Annotated in this window: 14 protein-coding genes; 7 read left to right on the plus strand and 7 right to left on the minus strand. The window is 55.9% G+C overall.

Features of this window, described 5'->3' with window-relative positions; translation table 11 throughout:
* Nucleotides 1–137 precede the first annotated feature (137 nt).
* Together rhtA and GYN01_RS16115 are read left to right on the plus strand one after the other, a co-directional pair.
* Nucleotides 138–1,025 carry a threonine/homoserine exporter RhtA gene (rhtA, locus tag GYN01_RS16110; protein WP_048363672.1) on the plus strand — a complete coding sequence of 296 codons (888 nt, stop codon included), beginning with the start codon at nucleotides 138–140 and terminating at the stop codon, nucleotides 1,023–1,025.
* 173 nt (nucleotides 1,026–1,198) lie between these two features.
* Nucleotides 1,199–1,480, plus strand: coding sequence for a hypothetical protein (locus GYN01_RS16115; RefSeq protein ID WP_082149332.1), 282 nt, complete (start codon nucleotides 1,199–1,201; stop codon nucleotides 1,478–1,480).
* Nucleotides 1,481–1,538: 58 nt separating this feature from the next.
* On the opposite strand, the gene GYN01_RS16120 is transcribed toward GYN01_RS16115, so the two are convergent.
* On the minus strand, nucleotides 1,539–3,359 hold the full coding sequence (locus tag GYN01_RS16120; RefSeq protein WP_048363671.1) for an aminopeptidase P family protein: 1,821 nt from the start codon (nucleotides 3,357–3,359) through the stop codon (nucleotides 1,539–1,541).
* A 56-nt stretch (nucleotides 3,360–3,415) separates the two neighbouring features.
* The gene (locus tag GYN01_RS16125) at nucleotides 3,416–4,585 is read right to left on the minus strand and encodes an aminotransferase class V-fold PLP-dependent enzyme (RefSeq protein WP_048363670.1); all 1,170 of its coding nucleotides are present in this window, start codon (nucleotides 4,583–4,585) and stop codon (nucleotides 3,416–3,418) included.
* A 329-nt stretch (nucleotides 4,586–4,914) separates the two neighbouring features.
* Here GYN01_RS16125 and GYN01_RS16130 point away from each other — a divergent pair, with 329 nt between their 5' ends.
* On the plus strand, nucleotides 4,915–5,994 hold the full coding sequence (locus GYN01_RS16130; protein ID WP_048399656.1) for a sigma-54 interaction domain-containing protein: 1,080 nt from the start codon (nucleotides 4,915–4,917) through the stop codon (nucleotides 5,992–5,994).
* Nucleotides 5,995–6,260: 266 nt separating this feature from the next.
* The gene (locus tag GYN01_RS16135) at nucleotides 6,261–7,040 is read left to right on the plus strand and encodes a TSUP family transporter (RefSeq protein ID WP_048399658.1); all 780 of its coding nucleotides are present in this window, start codon (nucleotides 6,261–6,263) and stop codon (nucleotides 7,038–7,040) included.
* Here the strand turns inward: GYN01_RS16135 and nudC are convergent.
* From nudC to gnd, 5 genes are all read right to left on the minus strand, one after another.
* A complete protein-coding gene (gene nudC, locus GYN01_RS16140) occupies nucleotides 7,008–7,838 on the minus strand; it encodes an NAD(+) diphosphatase (RefSeq protein WP_203307449.1) in 831 nt (276 codons plus the stop codon). The two genes, GYN01_RS16135 and nudC, sit on opposite strands and share 33 nt — an antisense overlap.
* A 42-nt stretch (nucleotides 7,839–7,880) precedes the next feature.
* The gene (locus GYN01_RS16145) at nucleotides 7,881–8,693 is read right to left on the minus strand and encodes a crotonase/enoyl-CoA hydratase family protein (protein WP_203307450.1); all 813 of its coding nucleotides are present in this window, start codon (nucleotides 8,691–8,693) and stop codon (nucleotides 7,881–7,883) included.
* 113 nt (nucleotides 8,694–8,806) lie between these two features.
* Nucleotides 8,807–9,634, minus strand: a complete 828-nt coding sequence (locus GYN01_RS16150) for an HAD family hydrolase (RefSeq protein ID WP_203307451.1) — start codon at nucleotides 9,632–9,634, stop codon at nucleotides 8,807–8,809.
* The gene (gene zwf, locus GYN01_RS16155) at nucleotides 9,631–11,154 is read right to left on the minus strand and encodes a glucose-6-phosphate dehydrogenase (protein ID WP_048363664.1); all 1,524 of its coding nucleotides are present in this window, start codon (nucleotides 11,152–11,154) and stop codon (nucleotides 9,631–9,633) included. The genes GYN01_RS16150 and zwf overlap by 4 nt, the downstream gene beginning before the upstream one ends.
* Nucleotides 11,151–12,131 carry a phosphogluconate dehydrogenase (NAD(+)-dependent, decarboxylating) gene (gnd, locus tag GYN01_RS16160; protein ID WP_048399665.1) on the minus strand — a complete coding sequence of 327 codons (981 nt, stop codon included), beginning with the start codon at nucleotides 12,129–12,131 and terminating at the stop codon, nucleotides 11,151–11,153. Before gnd ends, zwf begins: the two co-directional genes overlap by 4 nt.
* A 293-nt stretch (nucleotides 12,132–12,424) precedes the next feature.
* On the opposite strand from gnd, the gene GYN01_RS16165 reads away from it, so the two are divergent.
* From GYN01_RS16165 to GYN01_RS16175, 3 genes are all read left to right on the plus strand, one after another.
* Entirely contained in the window at nucleotides 12,425–12,607 is a 183-nt protein-coding gene (locus GYN01_RS16165; protein WP_048363662.1) for a DUF6026 family protein, read from the plus strand.
* A gap of 171 nt (nucleotides 12,608–12,778) precedes the next feature.
* Entirely contained in the window at nucleotides 12,779–14,521 is a 1,743-nt protein-coding gene (locus GYN01_RS16170) for a phosphoethanolamine transferase CptA (protein ID WP_048363661.1), read from the plus strand.
* Between the two features lie 151 nt (nucleotides 14,522–14,672).
* Nucleotides 14,673–16,922, plus strand: a complete 2,250-nt coding sequence (locus GYN01_RS16175) for a TonB-dependent siderophore receptor (protein ID WP_203307452.1) — start codon at nucleotides 14,673–14,675, stop codon at nucleotides 16,920–16,922.
* Nucleotides 16,923–17,028 lie beyond the last annotated feature (106 nt).

Genomic DNA, 17,028 nt, shown 5'->3' on the forward strand with positions numbered 1-17,028 from the left:
CTAGTAATAGTCAGGACGAAATACGTACGTTTTAACGCATCGACCCCATAGAGTCTGCGCACTATATTGCACACCCATTGGTAGTTCAGCATGATACTCGGCTACCGCCCTCTCTACGCACCCAGGCTCACTCAGAAATGACAAAGCAATCTTCTAGCCTTGCTACGACTCTATTCCCTGTCGGGTTACTTCTTATTGCAATGGCATCCATACAATCCGGTGCGTCCCTCGCCAAGAGTATGTTTCCCATTGTGGGCGCCCAAGGGACAACCACGCTGCGCCTCATATTTGCCAGCGTGATCATGCTGCTTATATTGCGCCCCTGGAGGGCCAAGCTGTCCGCAAAGTCCCTACGCACCGTGGTCATTTACGGCATTGCGTTGGGAGGGATGAATTTTCTCTTCTATATGTCACTGCGCAGCGTTCCACTAGGAATTGCGGTCGCGCTTGAATTCACCGGCCCTCTAGCAGTTGCCATTTACGCGTCGCGAAGAGCAATCGACTTTGTCTGGATCGGCCTGGCCATCACCGGACTATTGCTACTTATCCCTACCGGGGGCAGCAGCGAAGGGATTGATTTGGTGGGCGCAGGATATGCTCTTGGTGCCGGCGTTTGTTGGGCGCTGTACATTCTATTCGGACAGAAAGCAGGCGCGGACAACGGCGTCCAGACCGCCGCCCTAGGCGTAATGATTGCTGCGTTGTTCATTGCACCTATTGGCATTGTTCATGCCGGCGCAACACTCCTAACCCCCAGCCTGATCCCGCTAGCCATTGGCGTTGCCGTGTTATCTACCGCCCTGCCCTACACGCTGGAGATGATTGCTCTCACTCGCATGCCAACCCGTACGTTCGGTACGCTCATGAGCATCGAACCGGCCTTTGGCGCCCTTTCGGGGTTGCTGTTCCTCAATGAGGTGCTGTCGCTTGCACAATGGATGGCCATCTTGTGCATCATCATGGCTTCAGTGGGCGCTACATTAACAATGCGCGGCCATATAACGCCTTCAGCCAAGGCCGACTAGCATCACAATTGATACAAGCTCTAGTAATTGACTCTCATTTAGGAGATGTTTACTCCCGGTGAAAGTCACAGGGGGGGGGGCAATTCCGGATAGGGATATCTATAAATAGCCACAGCCAACGGCAGTTTGGTACCCACATCCCGCAAATCCGACGCTAACGCTTAAGGACAGGAATGAAACGCTTTTTGATAGCTTTAGCAGCACTGGCTTTAGCAGGCTGCGCAGCAACCTCTGAAACCTCTGTAAAACATGGTAAACGAGGTTTACACATCAACTGCTCCGGACTGTCTTCGTCGTGGGACAAATGTTATGCAGAAGCAGCAAGGTCCTGCGGGGACAAAGGGTATCGCACGATCGCCAAGTCAGGTGATTCTGCCGAAGAGCCCGGGGATTACCCATTTGGTTTGAACCCTGCCGGCTACACGAGCCGTAGCATGATCGTCCTCTGTAAATAATCATTGTCGACACTCTCAGCCACGCAACCGCTCAAGTCGACTGCGTGGCCCCCTCTCCCTACCCTGTTGCGCCAACAGGTTCAGTTCGTGCTTTCAGCCATTCGAGTGCATACCCGTCAAGCAACGGACCAAGACGCTCACGCACCTCTGCATGATAAGCATCCAGCCACTCAACCTCGTCGCGTGTGAGTAACGATGGCTCCAGACAGCGTGTATCAATAGGACACATCGTCAGCGTTTCAAACTTCAAGAATGTTCCGAACTCCGAACTCCCCGCCTCCCTGTTAAGTACCAGGTTTTCAATCCGGACTCCCCAGCGGCCAGGCTTATAGGTGCCAGGCTCAATCGAAGTAATCATCCCTGGCTGCATAGCTGTCTGCGGCGCGGGGGCGGCCTGATAAGCAATGACCTGCGGCCCTTCGTGCACATTTAGAAAGTAACCCACGCCATGCCCCGTTCCGTGCCCGTAATCGACCCCGTCAGCCCAGAGTGGTGCCCGAGCAATCGAGTCCAGCAATGGAGACAAAATGCCTCGAGGGAAATGAGCTTTAGAGAGAGCAATCACACCTTTAAGCACGCGCGTGCAATCCCGCTTTTGCTCATCGCTGACCTTACCCACCGGCACCATGCGCGTGATGTCAGTTGTCCCCCCCAAATACTGTCCACCGGAGTCAACCAGCAAGAGGCCATCGCCCTCAATCAGCGCATGCGCCTGCTCGGTGGCATGGTAATGAGGCATTGCCCCATTCGCATTGAAAGCTGCGATGGTATTGAAACTCAGCGAAACAAAATCGGGGCGGCTAGCTCGCGCAGCCGTTAGGCGCTCATCGATGGTCAGTTCGGTAATACGTTCACGCCCCCAAGCGGATTCCAGCCAGGCAAAGAACTCACAAAGCGCAGCACCGTCCTGCTCCATCGCCTGACGGATATAAAAAGCGTCATCAAGGCTCTTTTGTGATTTAGCCAACGTGGTCGGATTCAAACCTTCAATCAGCTTTACGCCCGCTTTAAGATTGCCGAGCAGCCCGCACGTTACACGTGCAGGATCCACCAGCAAACGGGTCGACTCAGGTAGCGCGAGCAACGCCGACGCGATTTCGTTGTAATCACGAAGTGTCACACCCTCCTTCAATAAAGAGTCCCGCAGCTCAGAACTGACTTTCGTCAGGTCCACGAACAACGTCGCTTGCCTCTCTTGAATCAACGCAAATGAAACGAAAACCGGGTTGAAGGGTACATCCGCTCCCCGCAGATTAAATAACCATGCGATATCGTCGAGAGTGGCAATGAAATGCGCATTGGCTTTGCGCTGCGTGAGTGTTTCGCGCAGTTGAGCCAGCTTTTCAACCCGGCCAACCGTTGCCTGAGGCGCCAAGTGCTCGTACAAAGGCTTGACGGGCAAGGATGGACGCCCCTCCCAAACCAGGTTCAGCAGGTCGATATCCGTGCGTAAAAACGCACCGCGCTCTTTAAGCCGACTTTCCAATGTTCGGGCGGATGCCAGCGCAAAGACAGCGCCGTCAACGGATACGGTCTCGCCCTTAGGGGTCTGCTCCGCCAACCACTCCAGCGGCCCTGGCTGACCCGGCACCAGCTTGACCAGCTCAATAGTGCTGCCAGCCAGCTCTTTGGACGCCTGCTCCCAATAACGGCTATCAGCCCACACACCTGCAAACGTCGGCGTAATAATCAAGGTGCCGACGGACCCGTGAAAACCTGACAACCATTGCCGCCCCTGCCAATACTCCGGCAAGTACTCCGATAGATGGGGGTCGGCTGACGGCACCAGCAACGCATATATACCGTTCTGGCTCATCACCGCTCGGGCACGCGCCAAACGCTGTACCACTCCCCCCTGATTCAACGACTGAGTACTCATCCTTTCTCCTGCTGGTCACGGGTCATTATTATGATTCGCTCATGTTGTATCAGCGTCTAAGGTTGAGCAACCGCCCAAAAAGGAGCCGGTACCGTTGTGGCGACCTGTATCGCTTTGGCCAATGCATCAACATCCTGATTCGACGTAAAACGTCCGAAACTTAAACGGATGGTTCTGCGCGCCTTTTCAGCATCCAGACCTAATGCCAGCAGCACATGGGACGGCGCATTACTGGCCGAATTACAGGCTGAGGTCGCGGAATAGGCGACGGCTGCACTCAACGCTGCGCTGCTGAAGTGCCCCTCACTGAACGTAAGACTTAAGGTATGAGGTACCCGGCTTTTCTGACTGCCATTACATTGCAGCCCGGCAATGCCCGCCAGATGGCCCAACAGGCGCTCACGCAAACTTGATACATGGGCCAGCTCATCACTCAAAGACTGTTTCGCCACAGCAAACGCATGCCCCATGCCCGCAATCTGGTGAGTCGCCAACGTGCCTGAGCGCAGACCGAACTCATGCCCGCCGCCATGCATCTGGGCCTGCAACCGGTCTTGCGCCCTTGGCCCGACATACAACGCGCCAATCCCCTTGGGACCGTAAATTTTATGACCTGAAAAGGACATTAAATCGACTGCCCACTGAGCGACATCGATAGCGAGTTTCCCCGCCCCTTGAGCAGCATCCACATGGAACAGCGCACCGTGTTCACGCACATATTGGCCAATGGCAGGTATGTCATTAACGGTGCCCAACTCATTGTTTACCAGCATCAACGACACCAGCAGCGTGTCTGCACGGAGTGCAGACCGGACTTTATCGGCACTGATAAGGCCATCTGCATCGGGAGCCAGATACGTGACTTCAAAGCCTGACTGCTGCAAAAAACGCGCCGTATCCAGAACTGCCTTGTGCTCGATCTGGCTGGTAATGATGTGCCCGCGTGATTGACCACTCCCAAGGGCGACACCTTTAAGTGCCAGGTTGTTGGACTCGGTGGCACCTGAGGTCCAGACAATATGTTCTGCCTTGGCATTTATAAGTTGCGCCACTTGCTCCCTGGCCAACTCAACAGCAGAGCGGGCCTGCTGACCGTAAGCGTGTGAGCCGGAGGCCGGGTTACCAAAATTACCCTCAAACCCCAGGCAATCAACCATCACCTGAATGACACGAGGATCCACAGGTGTGGTGGCAGCGTAATCGAAATAAAGAGGTCGTTTGTCCATCGTGCAAACCCACAAAACAAGTTCCGGCATCAGGCAATGCGTGATAGCAGAAGATTAAGGCCACGCTGAAAGGGATCGCTCAAACTACCCTATCGAGCCCAGTGAAAAAAGAGGTGCCAATAGGAAAGGCCGTAGGAGCCTTCCCAAATTTATGCACTGAGCGACTATGGCCTTATAAAGCGCCAGAAACACGGGGAAGCGCAAGTCTTATATGCAATAAGGATATATAAATATGGAATTAGGTTAGTTTACGGAATATAAAAACCCCCTTATAAAGTCGCCTTCGGCTTACCTTTTGTGGGCAGAGCCCTCGTTAGAAGGAGCTGACAATGCAGCTTTTGACGTTACCTGCGACCCCCTCCCTGGCGACTTCCATCCGAGCCACTGCTCAGGTGTTCGAAGACCCCACGTCCAAGGCGCTATTGGCCCACCTCCAGCAAATTGCACCCAGTAATGCCAGCGTGTTGATCATGGGTGAAACGGGGACCGGTAAGGAGTTAGTCGCACGCCATATCCATCAACTCAGCGCTCGCCATCAACAACCCTTTATCGCGGTTAATTGCGGCGCGTTTTCCGAGTCCTTAGTAGAGTCCGAGTTGTTTGGCCATGAAAAAGGCGCGTTTACCGGTGCGCTCAGCGCAAAAGCCGGCTGGTTTGAAGAAGCGGATGGCGGGACGTTATTTCTGGACGAAATCGGCGATCTGCCGCTGCCCATCCAGGTGAAACTGTTGCGCGTACTCCAGGAGCAAGAGGTAGTGCGCCTTGGCTCACGTAAAAGTACGCCCATCAACGTGCGCGTCCTGGCGGCCACCAATGTCAATCTGGAACACGCCATTGAAGCGGGACATTTTCGTGAAGATCTGTACTACCGCCTGAACGTCGTCAGCCTTGCACTGCGCCCCTTGCGCGAGCGTGTGGGGGACATTCTGCCGTTGGCGCGACATTTCCTGCACACCTATCGACAACGATTACCCCATGGCCCAACCGCCCTCAGCGGGTGCGCAGAAAACACCCTTAAGCACCACCCGTGGCCAGGCAACATCCGCGAACTGGAAAACGTCATCCACCACAGCTTGCTACTGTGCCGCAATCAAACCATCACAGTCGAGGACCTGCGTTTGCCACAACCCCGCGCAACGCGCAAAACAACCACCGCGCATGCCCCTCAAGACACAGCCAACGATTTACTGCAACGCGCCTTTCGCACCCTGTTCGAAGAACACAATAATGGGCTGCATGAAACGGTTGAAGATGCCTTGCTCCGCGCCGCTTATGAGTTCTGTCATCACAACCAGGTGCACACTGCAAAACTGTTAGGCCTGAGTCGCAATGTCACCCGTACGCGCCTGATCAAGCTGGGCGCACTGACAGTGACTACCCGTCGCCTCGAAACCGGCACCGCCGTCTGAAATCTTCAGCAGTTGCTCTGTGACAACTGCTGAAGATCGTATCCGACCCTCAGCGCTCTATACGCTGTAATCCGCGCTACTTGCCGGGCCAGTACCCGCCAGCAGGATTTTGAATCAACCTGCGTCACACCCCAACATCTCAAATATCGAATGAGGCATACGTTGCACAGCCGTAAAGTGCTTGTCGCCGCCCTACCGGGTTATGGGTAAGATGACGCCCTTGTGGCGCACCTGCGCTGTACGTCCCGCCGAATTAAGTCGATCCCATGCCTTTTGAACTCAGCGTAGATTTGACCACCCTCGCCATTCTGGCTGCCGTTGCCTTTGTTGCCGGTTTCATCGACGCCATTGCTGGCGGTGGCGGCCTGCTCACCACCCCTGCATTGCTCACGGCGGGCTTGCCGCCACACCTGGTGCTGGGCACCAACAAACTCAGTTCGACCTTTGGCGCAGCCACTGCCAGCTTCACTTTTTATCGGCGAAAGCTGTTCCATCCACGCGAATGGAAACTGGCCATATTCGGCACCTTGGCAGGCGCATTGATTGGCGCCATCGTGGCCCACTACATGCCTGCCGAATGGCTGAACAAAATGCTGCCGGTGATCGTATTTGCGTGCGGCGTGTATCTGTTATTTGGCGGCACACCCAAAACCCCGATCGACAACGATGCTCCGATCAAAAAGAAATGGCAGTTACCTCAAGGTTTCAGCCTGGGGTTTTACGACGGCGTCGCCGGGCCGGGTACGGGCGCCTTCTGGACCGTCAGCAGCATGCTGCTGTACCCCATCGACCTGGTGAAGGCCAGCGGCGTGGCGCGCAGCATGAACTTCGTCAGCAACATTGCAGCGCTGTCGGTGTTTATCTTCTCGGGCCATGTGGACTGGGTCATCGGCTTGACCATGGGCTTTGCCGTGATGGTCGGCGCCTTCTTTGGCGCCCGCAGTGCGATCAGCGGCGGGGCCAAGTTCATTCGCCCCGTGTTCATTACCGTGGTACTTGGACTGACCGTGCGCCTAGCCTGGCAGCACTGGTTCGGGCAAGCCTAAGCGGCGAGCCACATACAGGTCGATGAGATAACGCGCAATGGAGCGCGAAGCCGGCAAGGGTGGCAAATCATGCACATTGAACCACTGCGCATCTTCGATCTCATCGGCCTGCGGCACGATATCGCCGCTGGCATATTGCGCATGAAAACCGAGCATCATTGAATGAGGAAACGGCCAGCACTGACTGCCCACGTACTCAATGATCTTCACTTCAAGCTGCACCTCTTCACGCACCTCGCGGATCAAGCAGTCTTCGGCAGACTCACCCGGCTCGGCAAACCCCGCCAAGGTACTGTAAACGCCGGGCACAAAACGCGGCGAACGCGCCAGCAAAACCTCATCGCCCCGAGTGATCAACACAATCATGCTCGGAGAAATTCGCGGATAACTGCGTAACTCGCAAAGCGCGCAGTGCATGGCACGCTCTCTGGGCACCTGCGTCATCGCCTGCCCGCAATTGCCGCAAAAACGATGCTCACGCGCCCAAGTGCCAATTTGCGCGGCATACCCCAACACTTTATAGAGCGTGTGATCACCTTCCAGCATGAACGTGCGCAAGCCCTGCCAATGACAACGCTCAAGCTCGACCGAACTCTCAAGTTCCAGCAGATACACCGGCTCGCCATCCAAATGACCAATGCCGTGCTCTGCCAGGACGGGTAAATCTTGTGACTTGAGCCATTCACGCGCGAACAGCGGGCCATTATCGTCCACCAGAAAACCTTCCGGGCTACGTGCTACAGCCCAACCGCCCGAAAGATTTGTGTCCAGTACTGCCGTGGTCCAACGCGGTGTCATACAAGGTCCTTGTCAGGGTTAAACGCAGACGCCGCGCAGGCGTCAGTCGAGGAATTCTGGCTTTTGCTTGGTCATGTGCGCCGTCATGGCCACGCGCATGTCCGTGGATTGCAGCATCGCAGCGTTCCAGGTGGCGACATACTCCAGGCCGTCGTCCACGCGGTGATCGCGCATGTAACCAATCATTTGTTTGGTACCGCCAATGGCAATCGGCGACTTGCCCGCGATGTCCTCGGCGATACGCATCACACCATCGAGCAACGCCGCGTGATCAGAATAGACGCGGTTAACCAACCCAATGGCACGCGCCTCTTCGGCATCCACCATACGCCCGGTGTAGGCCATTTCGCGCAGCATGCCATCACCAATGATGCGTGGCAGGCGCTGCAAGGTGCCTACGTCCGCCGCCATGCCCATGTCAATTTCCTTGATCGAAAATTGTGCGTCCTCAGCGGCGTAACGCATGTCGCACGCAGCGATCAGGTCAATCGCACCGCCCAGGCAATAGCCTTGAATGGCGGCCAATACTGGCTTGCGACATTGATCGACAGCCGTGAACGAGGCTTGCATTTGCAGAATTTTACGCCGCAGAAGGCGCGCATTGCGCCCCACATCCTTGCCCATCTCATTGGCGACCGAGGCCAATAACATCAGGTCGATGCCCGCCGAAAAATGCTTACCCGCGCCACTGATTACCACCACGCGCACGGCGTCGGTTTCATCAATCCATTGGAAAATCTCGATGATTTCCGTCCAGAACGCGGCATTCATCGCATTGACTTTTTCCGGCCGATTGATCTGCACATGGGCAATGCTGCCCGCTAAGTCAACCTTAAAAGCCTGGTACTCGGACATAACCTGAATCCTTTGGAGGGTGCCGTTGCCGGTCGAATAAGCCGAGGACTATAACAAGCTGAACAGGCACGAAGCAGGCCGCGATAACGCCAAAAACCGGACAAAATGACCTGCTATTGAGGCCCAATGGTCAGAATAAAACGCTCAATCGCTTGCGCTACACCGTCTTCAACATTACTGCCAGTCACGTGGTCGGCCTGCTTGCGAATCGACTCATCGGCCTGCCCCATAGCAACCGAGAGCCCTGCCTTGGCAAACATCGCCGGGTCATTACCGCCATCGCCAAGGGCCATAGTGCATGCCAGTGGCACATTCAGCATGTGCGCCAGCGCGACCAAGGCTTCACCTTTGTTCGCCTTGAGCGCTGTGACGTCCAGATAAAAGGCCTGCGAGCGGCTGGCCAGTGCCTCGCCTTCAAGCAAGCCATGCAGTTGTTGTTCAAGTTCGATCAACAATTCAGCGTCGCGACTGGCGCCCACGATTTTGTCGACCCGGTGCAGATGAGGCTCAAAACTGTCAACCACCACCGGCGCGTAACCCAATGCGCTTTGCTCATGAGCAACCATCGGGCCCTCGGTGCTTTTCAAATACCACTGATCACTGGCAAATACCCAAACGTCTACCGGATAGTCAGACAGCAAATCCAGCGTGTGCCGCACGGCCGCAATCGGCACATGATGTGACAGCAAGTATTGGCCCTGCGCGTCAACCAGCACCCCGCCATTGAATGCAGCAGTCGGCAATTTAATACCCAACTGCGCGATCTGCTCACGCATCGCTCGCGGCGGTCGGCCCGTGGCGAGGGTGAAATGGACGCCTGCGTCTTGCAACTGTTTGACCGCTCTGACAGTTGCCGCACTGATGCTGTGATCAGGCAACAACAAGGTGCCATCCATGTCACACAGCACCAATTGAATCGACTCGTGCTTCACGTTGCTCATCCTATGTTCAGCCATACACGGCCATCGCGAGCCAGCAGGTTTTTGGCCGCTTCAGGGCCATCTTCGCCCGCCTTGTAGGATTGAACCTCAGCATGCTCACGCCAGGCATCGAGAAAAGGCTGAACACCTCGCCAGCCGTTTTCAATATTGTCCGCTCGCTGAAACAGCGTTTGATCGCCGGTCAGGCAGTCATAAATCAAGGTTTCATAGCCCGTGGAAGGCTGCATTTCGAAGAAATCCTTGTACGCAAAACCCAATTCGATATTGGCCATTTTCAGGCCCGGTCCCGGACGTTTGGCCTGCAAGTCAAACCACATGCCTTCATTGGGCTGGATCTGAATACGCAGGTAGTTGGGCTGCAAACGCTCAACGTCCGTGTCACGGAACTGCGCATACGGCGCAGGTTTGAAGCAGATGGCAATTTCGGTATCACGCGCACTCATGCGTTTGCCGGTGCGCAAATAGAACGGCACACCCACCCAACGCCAGTTGTCGATCATCACCTTGAGTGCAACATAGGTTTCGGTCGTGCTGTCGGGCGCCACGTTGTTCTCTTCGCGGTAACCCGGTACCGTCTTGCCACCCGACTCGCCTTGGGTGTATTGCCCCCGCACCGAGTTTTTGCGTGCATCTTCAACTGACCAAGGGCGAATGGCACCGATCACTTTGGCCTTCTCCCCGCGCACGGCATCCGCGCCGAAAGCGGCGGGCGGCTCCATCGCCACCATCGCCAATAGCTGGAATAAGTGATTGGGCAACATGTCGCGCAATGCGCCAGTGTGTTCGTAAAAACTGCCACGTGTCTCTACCCCCACGGTTTCGGCCGCAGTGATTTGCACATGGTCAATGTAATGATTGTTCCAGAAAGCTTCAAAAAGCCCATTGGAAAAGCGGCTGACCAAAATGTTCTGGACGGTTTCTTTGCCCAGATAGTGGTCAATCCGGTAGATCTGCTTTTCGCTCATGACACTCAACAGGCAAGCGTTCAACGCCTGGGCTGTTTGCAGGTCAGAGCCAAAAGGTTTTTCAATCACCACCCGGCGAAAAGCTTCCGGGGTTTCATTGAGCAGCCCGCTGGCCCCCAGACGCTGCACCACTTCGCTGAAAAAGCGCGGCGCAGTGGCCAGGTAAAACACCGCATTGCCCGTGCCACTGGCGATGATTTTCTGTTCCAGCGCCGCATAGGTGCTGTCCTCCAGAAAGTCGCCTTGCACGTAACTGATGTTTTTGGCCAGCGAGGCCCACAACTCGGCGTTTAAGCCATGACCCTCAGGATGATCCACTTTGCCGGCGGCTTCGGTGCGAATGAAGTCCTCCAGCTTCTTGGCAAAACCCTCATCGCTGATCGCATTGTGGTCAACCCCCACAATACGCAAGCCATCGTCCAGCAAACCGTCACGGCTCAAGTTATAAAGCGCGGGCATCAGCAAGCGCTTGACCAGATCACCGTGGGCACCAAACAGAAACAGCGTGGTGGGCGGTGCTGGTTTGGCGGTGGATTTGCTGGACAGGTCGGTCATTTCTTAGCTGTCTCCACGTGGCCGCCGAAACCAAAGCGCATGGCCGACAACATTTTGTCGCCATACAGGCTTTGTTGGCGCGAGCTGTAACGGGCAAACAAGGCGCTCGACAATACCGGCACCGGCGTCGACTGCTCCATGGCCGCTTCAATCGTCCAGCGACCTTCGCCGCTGTCCGCCACCGCGCCCGAGTAACCGTCCAGCTGTTCGTCGGTTGCCAGTGCATCGGCTGTCAGATCGAGCAACCAGGAGGACACCACGCTGCCGCGACGCCACACTTCGGCAATATCACCCAGGTTGAGGTCAAAGCGCTGGTCTTCAGGCAGGTTTTCAGAAGCCTTCATCTTCATCACGTTGAAGCCTTCGGCGTAGGCTTGCATCAACCCGTACTCAATGCCGTTGTGCACCATTTTCACGAAGTGCCCAGAACCGGCAGGACCGGCGTGAATGTAGCCACGCTCGGCGCGATCATCGTCAGAAGTACGGTCTTTGGTGCGCGGGATATCGCCCATGCCTGGCGCCAATGTAGCGAACAGCGGGTCCAGGTGCTTAACCACCTCAGTGTCACCACCGATCATCATGCAGTAGCCGCGTTCCAGCCCCCACACCCCACCCGAGGTGCCGACATCGACATAACGAATGCCTTTTTCCGACAGCGACTTGGCGCGACGGATGTCGTCTTTATAGAAGGTGTTACCCCCGTCGATGATGATGTCATCGCCGTCGAGCAGTTGGCTCAAGATTTCAATGGTGTCTTCGGTCGGTGCACCGGAAGGCAGCATCACCCACACCGCACGAGGTTTGGACAGGCCGTCGACCAGCGCTTTAAGGTCGGAAACGCCCGTGGCGCCGTCCTTTTGCAGCGCGCTGACGAAGTCGGTATTGCGGTCAAACACCACGGTGGTATGCCCATTGAGCATCAGACGCCGCGCGATGTTACCGCCCATACGGCCCAATCCAATAATTCCCAACTGCATGTACTGATGCTCCAAACGACAAAATAAAAAAGGGTTACAACACTCTAGTGCAGCGATGCTTCAAGTGCCTCGCTGAGGATTAGTCCTAGCGCATGGCGCATAGTTTCGCACAAGCAGGGTGTCAGATTCCCTATTCAATACGTTCTGGCGACGGATGAAGGCACGCAGACCGCAAAAAATATAAAAGTTCACTTGGCAGGCAAAAGAAATCACAATCGGCCCCGGCAGTGACCCACGACCCGCAGCGGGCCGTTCGGGTACTCGATTGAACGATGTCCGCTACGAGGTGAACCATGAACACAGTACTGTCCGCGCGCCCTGCACAAACCCTCTATGTCACGATCCGTCGTGATGAGTTGCGTCAACTCAAGGACGAACACGCACAGTTGCTGCAACAGGTCGAACAGTTGCGTCAACAGTTGGCCCTCGTTCAATCCCCGCTTTCTGTTTCCCACAACACCCCGCGCATCGCCTGACACAGGCCCGCCACGGCGAGCCTGGCTCGCCGCTCCCCCCCGCAACAAAGTTTTCACATACCCTTGTTGATACTTAAACACTTTGTTGCTGCTCAGCCTTGAAGCAGCACTGACGCGTTGGCCGCGCATTGCAGTGCCAACCATCCAAGTGGTTATCAGCTGGAGCGCGGTATGGGGATGTTCAAACGCAGTAACACCTCTGCAAAAGGTTTCGATTGGGCAGGTCTGGGTTGGCTGTTCCTGTTTTTCTGGTACTTTTCCGGCATCACGCAGTTACTGATCCAGCTCACAGGCACCTCGGGCTTCTCCGGGTTTCGACAAGCCTTTGTGATGAGCGCCATCTGGTTGGCGCCGATGCTGCTCTTCCCCGCCCGCACCCGCGCATTGGCAGCGATTATCGGCGTAGTGTTGTGGGCTTGTTCCATGGCCAGCCTCGGCTACTTCTTCATCTATCAGCAGGAGTTTTCCCAGAGCGTCATCTTCATCATGTTCGAGTCGAACATCTCCGAAGCGGGCGAATACCTGACCCAATATTTTGCCTGGTGGATGGTGCTGGCCTTTTTGGCCCACACCGCCATTGCCGTATTCCTGTGGAGCCGCCTGCGACCGGTGTACTTGCCCCGCGTTCAGGCATGGGCCGCAGCCGTCGGCATCCTGGTGGCCGTCATCGGATACCCGCTGATCAAACAAACCCTCAAGCACGACACCATGGCCGCAGCGATGGAAAGCTTCGAAAGCCGCGTGGAGCCGGCGGTGCCGTGGCAGATGGTGGTGGCTTATCGCCGCTACCTGGAGCAACTGGACAACATGCAAGGCATGCTCGCCAGCGCCAGCAAGATCCCGCCACTGACGCACCTCAAAGACAATGAAGCCGGCAAACCGACCACATTGGTGCTCGTCATCGGTGAATCAACCAACCGCCAGCGCATGAGCCTCTATGGTTATCAACGCGAGACGACACCCAATCTCGACAAATTACGCGACCAACTGGCCATTTTCGACAACGTGGTGACCCCGCGCCCCTACACCATCGAAGCGCTGCAACAAGTGCTGACCTTTGCTGACGAAGAGAACCCGGACCTCTACCTGAGTACGCCTTCGCTGGTGAGCGTGATGAAACAGGCGGGGTATAAAACCTTCTGGGTGACCAATCAACAGACCATGACCAAGCGCAACACCATGCTCACCACGTTCTCCGAACAAGCCGACGAACAGGTCTACCTCAACAACAACCGTAACCAGAACGCCCGCCAATACGATGGCGACGTGCTGGCGCCGTTCTCCAAGATCCTGGCCGACAGTGCACCGCGCAAGTTGATCGTGATTCACCTGCTCGGTACGCACATGAGCTACCAGTACCGCTACCCGCCTACGTTCGACACGTTCACCGACCGTACCGGCGTGCCAAGCGGCTTGAGCGACGATCAGGTGCCGACCTACAACAGCTACGACAATGCCGTGCTGTACAACGATTTTGTGGTGTCGAGCCTGATCAAAGACTTCGCCAAGACCGACCCTAATGGTTTCTTGCTGTACCTGTCAGACCATGGCGAAGACGTCTTTGACTCAGTGGGTCATGACACACTGGGCCGCAATGAAGCCAAACCGACAGCGCCGATGTACACCATCCCGTTCATGGTATGGGCCTCGCCAAAATGGCGTGAAACACATGCCTGGAATTTTGCCAGCGACTTGAGCCGCCCCTACAGCAGCTCACAGTTCATCCACACCTGGACCGATTTGGCCGGGCTCACGGCCAATGAGCTGGACGACAAAAAGAGCGTGGTGAGTGATCAATTCGTCGCCCGACCTCAGTTGATTGGCGACCCCTACTCTCGACCGCAAAAAGCGTTGATCGATTTCAGCTTGCTAAAACCCAAGCATCCAACGCCCAGCGAAATCGCCAAGCACTAATTAAACGGCGGAGTGCCCACCGCTCCGCCGCTTTTAAGTTCCCCAAAGAAACACCCAGAAACAAGAATCGTTCTCGATTATGTAATTCCCAGCCTTGCCATTCGTTTGAAGCACTAAGCAACTTCACAACAATGACAAGGAGCCGGCAGCGATGTACGCGCCCACTACCCGTTCGATGACGTTAACCCTCGGCCTGCTCAGCAGTACACTCAGCCCGCACCTGTGGGCAGACACCGAGATCAAGGATGAAAGCCAAAAAAGCGCCCGTTCACTGGAGCTCGACAGCACCCGCATCACGGCCCAAGGACTGGGCGCAACGACTGAGAACACCGGCGCCTACACCACCGGCTCAACAAGTACTGCGACCAAACTCAACCTGAGTATTCGCGAAACACCTCAGTCTATTTCGGTGGTCACCCGCCAGGAAATGGACGATTTCAACCTCAATACCCTGACCGAAGCCATGCGCCACACCACCGGCGTGGTGGTGCAGCACAACGACTCGGACCGGGTCAGCTATTCATCGCGCGGTTACACCCTCCGTAACTTCCAGATTGACGGAATGCTCAACACCTTCAGCTTCATGAAATCTGACGCCGACACCATCATCTACGACCGCATCGAAGTCATCCGTGGCGCCACCGGCCTGACTACCGGCGCTGGCGATCCTTCGGGCACCATCAACATGATCCGCAAACGCCCCACCCACGAACTTGAAGCCAAGGTCGGCGTTAGCGGCGGCAGTTACGACGACTATTACAGCTTCGTGGATGTGGGTGGCCCGCTGGCATTTGACGGTCGCTTGCGCGGGCGTACCGTTTTGGCTTACCGCGACAGCAAATCTTTTCGCGACAACTACGCCCTCAAGCGCGAAGTGGCTTACGGAATTCTGGAAGCCGACCTGACAGACGACACCACCGTCGCCGTGGGTTATGACTATCAAGACAAGCAAGTAAAAGGCACCACATGGGGTACGCTTCCGTATTGGACGGGCACAGGCGAAAAAGCCCATCTGGGCCGCTCCACCAACTGGGTTGCTCCGTGGAGCTCATGGCCCATGAAGGATAAAACCGCGTTTGCCACCCTCGACCAGCGGTTGTTCTATGACTGGCGACTTAAAGCGGCCTACACCTATCGCACCAGCGATTCAGACGGTTCTGTGTACAACGCCAGTGCGGGCTTCCCCAACGCTGACCGCAGCGGAATGCTCGCCAACAGCAAGCATATGACCGGCGACGAATACATGACGGCCGTCGACATCAATGTCTCAGGTACATACCCGCTGTTCGGGCGCGACCACGATCTGATGCTCGGTTATGGGCAAGCCAAAAACGACAACACCTCACCCTGGTTAATCGAGCGTAATCCCGATAACTATGGGGTGATCCCTGACTGGAGCGATTTGGGCAGCGTGCCCAAGTTCAATGACATCGACACCGGGCGTGAGGGCAGCCGAGACATCATCAAGCAAAAAGCGGGTTACCTGGCCACGCGCTTTAACCTGACGGATGACTGGCATGCCGTACTGGGAACACGCTATGGCAGTTGGAAAAGCTCGAACAGCAGCAAGGAATATGACGAAAATACCTACCAACTGACTCAAGCCACTAAGGTTACCCAGCAACACAACGACATGCTCACCCCTTATGCGGGGCTGCTGTATGACTTCACCGAACACTTCACGACTTACGTGAGCTACACCGATATTTTCAATCCCTCTGACGAGAAAACGGTCAACAAGACCTACCTGGAACCGGTGGTCGGCAGTAACTATGAAGTGGGCATTAAAGGCAGCTTTATGGATGAGCGCCTGAACCTCTCCAGTGCCGTGTTTTGGAGCAAACAAGACAACGTGCCCGTCATCGACGACTCCGTACCCCGAGGCCCTAACGGTGAGGAATATTACAAATCCGCTGGCAAAGGCAACAAGGTCAATGGCTTTGAAGTAGAGCTGGCCGGTGAAATCATGCGCGACTGGAACATGATGGCGGGTTACACCTACACCCACTCACGGGACGGTGACGGCAACCGCATGAACAGCACATCACCCTTGAACATGGTCAAGCTTGCCAGCAGCTATCGCCTGCCAGGCAACTGGAAGGCCATGACCGTGGGCGCCGCCGTGAACTGGCAGAGCGACATATTCCGCGGTGCCTGGCGCCCGACAGGCGAAAAAGACGCCGATGGCGAACACATCACCGTGAAGGAAAATATTACTCAGAAGTCCTACACCCTCGTCGACCTGATGGCCCGCTACGAATTCGACCCCCATGTATCGGCTACGTTGAACGTTAAAAACCTGCTGGATCAGAAATACTACGACAACGTTGGTTTCTATAACGGCGTGTTCTGGGGAGATCCACGCACCGTCAGCCTGGGCCTTGAATGGAAGCTCCTGTAGTCGCTGCCGAGGGACGAGGCTGCGATCGGCCGCGAAGCGGTCGTAAAACCAATCACCGCGCCGTGTCTGGCACACCCCGGTTGAAGGCGTTACGACGACGCTGTCG

The sequence above is a fragment of the Pseudomonas weihenstephanensis genome, assembly GCF_016812185.1.
Taxonomy (GTDB): Bacteria; Pseudomonadota; Gammaproteobacteria; order Pseudomonadales; family Pseudomonadaceae; genus Aquipseudomonas; species Aquipseudomonas weihenstephanensis.

Coding starts and splice junctions, on each gene's coding strand:
- GYN01_RS16175 (WP_203307452.1), top strand. CDS start 14,673: ATGTACGCGCCCACTACCCGTTCGATGACGTTAACCCTCGGCCTGCTC.
- GYN01_RS16170 (WP_048363661.1), top strand. CDS start 12,779: ATGGGGATGTTCAAACGCAGTAACACCTCTGCAAAAGGTTTCGATTGG.
- GYN01_RS16130 (WP_048399656.1), top strand. CDS start 4,915: ATGCAGCTTTTGACGTTACCTGCGACCCCCTCCCTGGCGACTTCCATC.
- GYN01_RS16145 (WP_203307450.1), bottom strand. CDS start 8,693: ATGTCCGAGTACCAGGCTTTTAAGGTTGACTTAGCGGGCAGCATTGCC.
- GYN01_RS16120 (WP_048363671.1), bottom strand. CDS start 3,359: ATGAGTACTCAGTCGTTGAATCAGGGGGGAGTGGTACAGCGTTTGGCG.
- GYN01_RS16135 (WP_048399658.1), top strand. CDS start 6,261: ATGCCTTTTGAACTCAGCGTAGATTTGACCACCCTCGCCATTCTGGCT.
- GYN01_RS16165 (WP_048363662.1), top strand. CDS start 12,425: ATGAACACAGTACTGTCCGCGCGCCCTGCACAAACCCTCTATGTCACG.
- zwf (WP_048363664.1), bottom strand. CDS start 11,154: ATGACCGACCTGTCCAGCAAATCCACCGCCAAACCAGCACCGCCCACC.
- rhtA (WP_048363672.1), top strand. CDS start 138: ATGACAAAGCAATCTTCTAGCCTTGCTACGACTCTATTCCCTGTCGGG.
- nudC (WP_203307449.1), bottom strand. CDS start 7,838: ATGACACCGCGTTGGACCACGGCAGTACTGGACACAAATCTTTCGGGC.
- gnd (WP_048399665.1), bottom strand. CDS start 12,131: ATGCAGTTGGGAATTATTGGATTGGGCCGTATGGGCGGTAACATCGCG.
- GYN01_RS16125 (WP_048363670.1), bottom strand. CDS start 4,585: ATGGACAAACGACCTCTTTATTTCGATTACGCTGCCACCACACCTGTG.
- GYN01_RS16150 (WP_203307451.1), bottom strand. CDS start 9,634: ATGAGCAACGTGAAGCACGAGTCGATTCAATTGGTGCTGTGTGACATG.
- GYN01_RS16115 (WP_082149332.1), top strand. CDS start 1,199: ATGAAACGCTTTTTGATAGCTTTAGCAGCACTGGCTTTAGCAGGCTGC.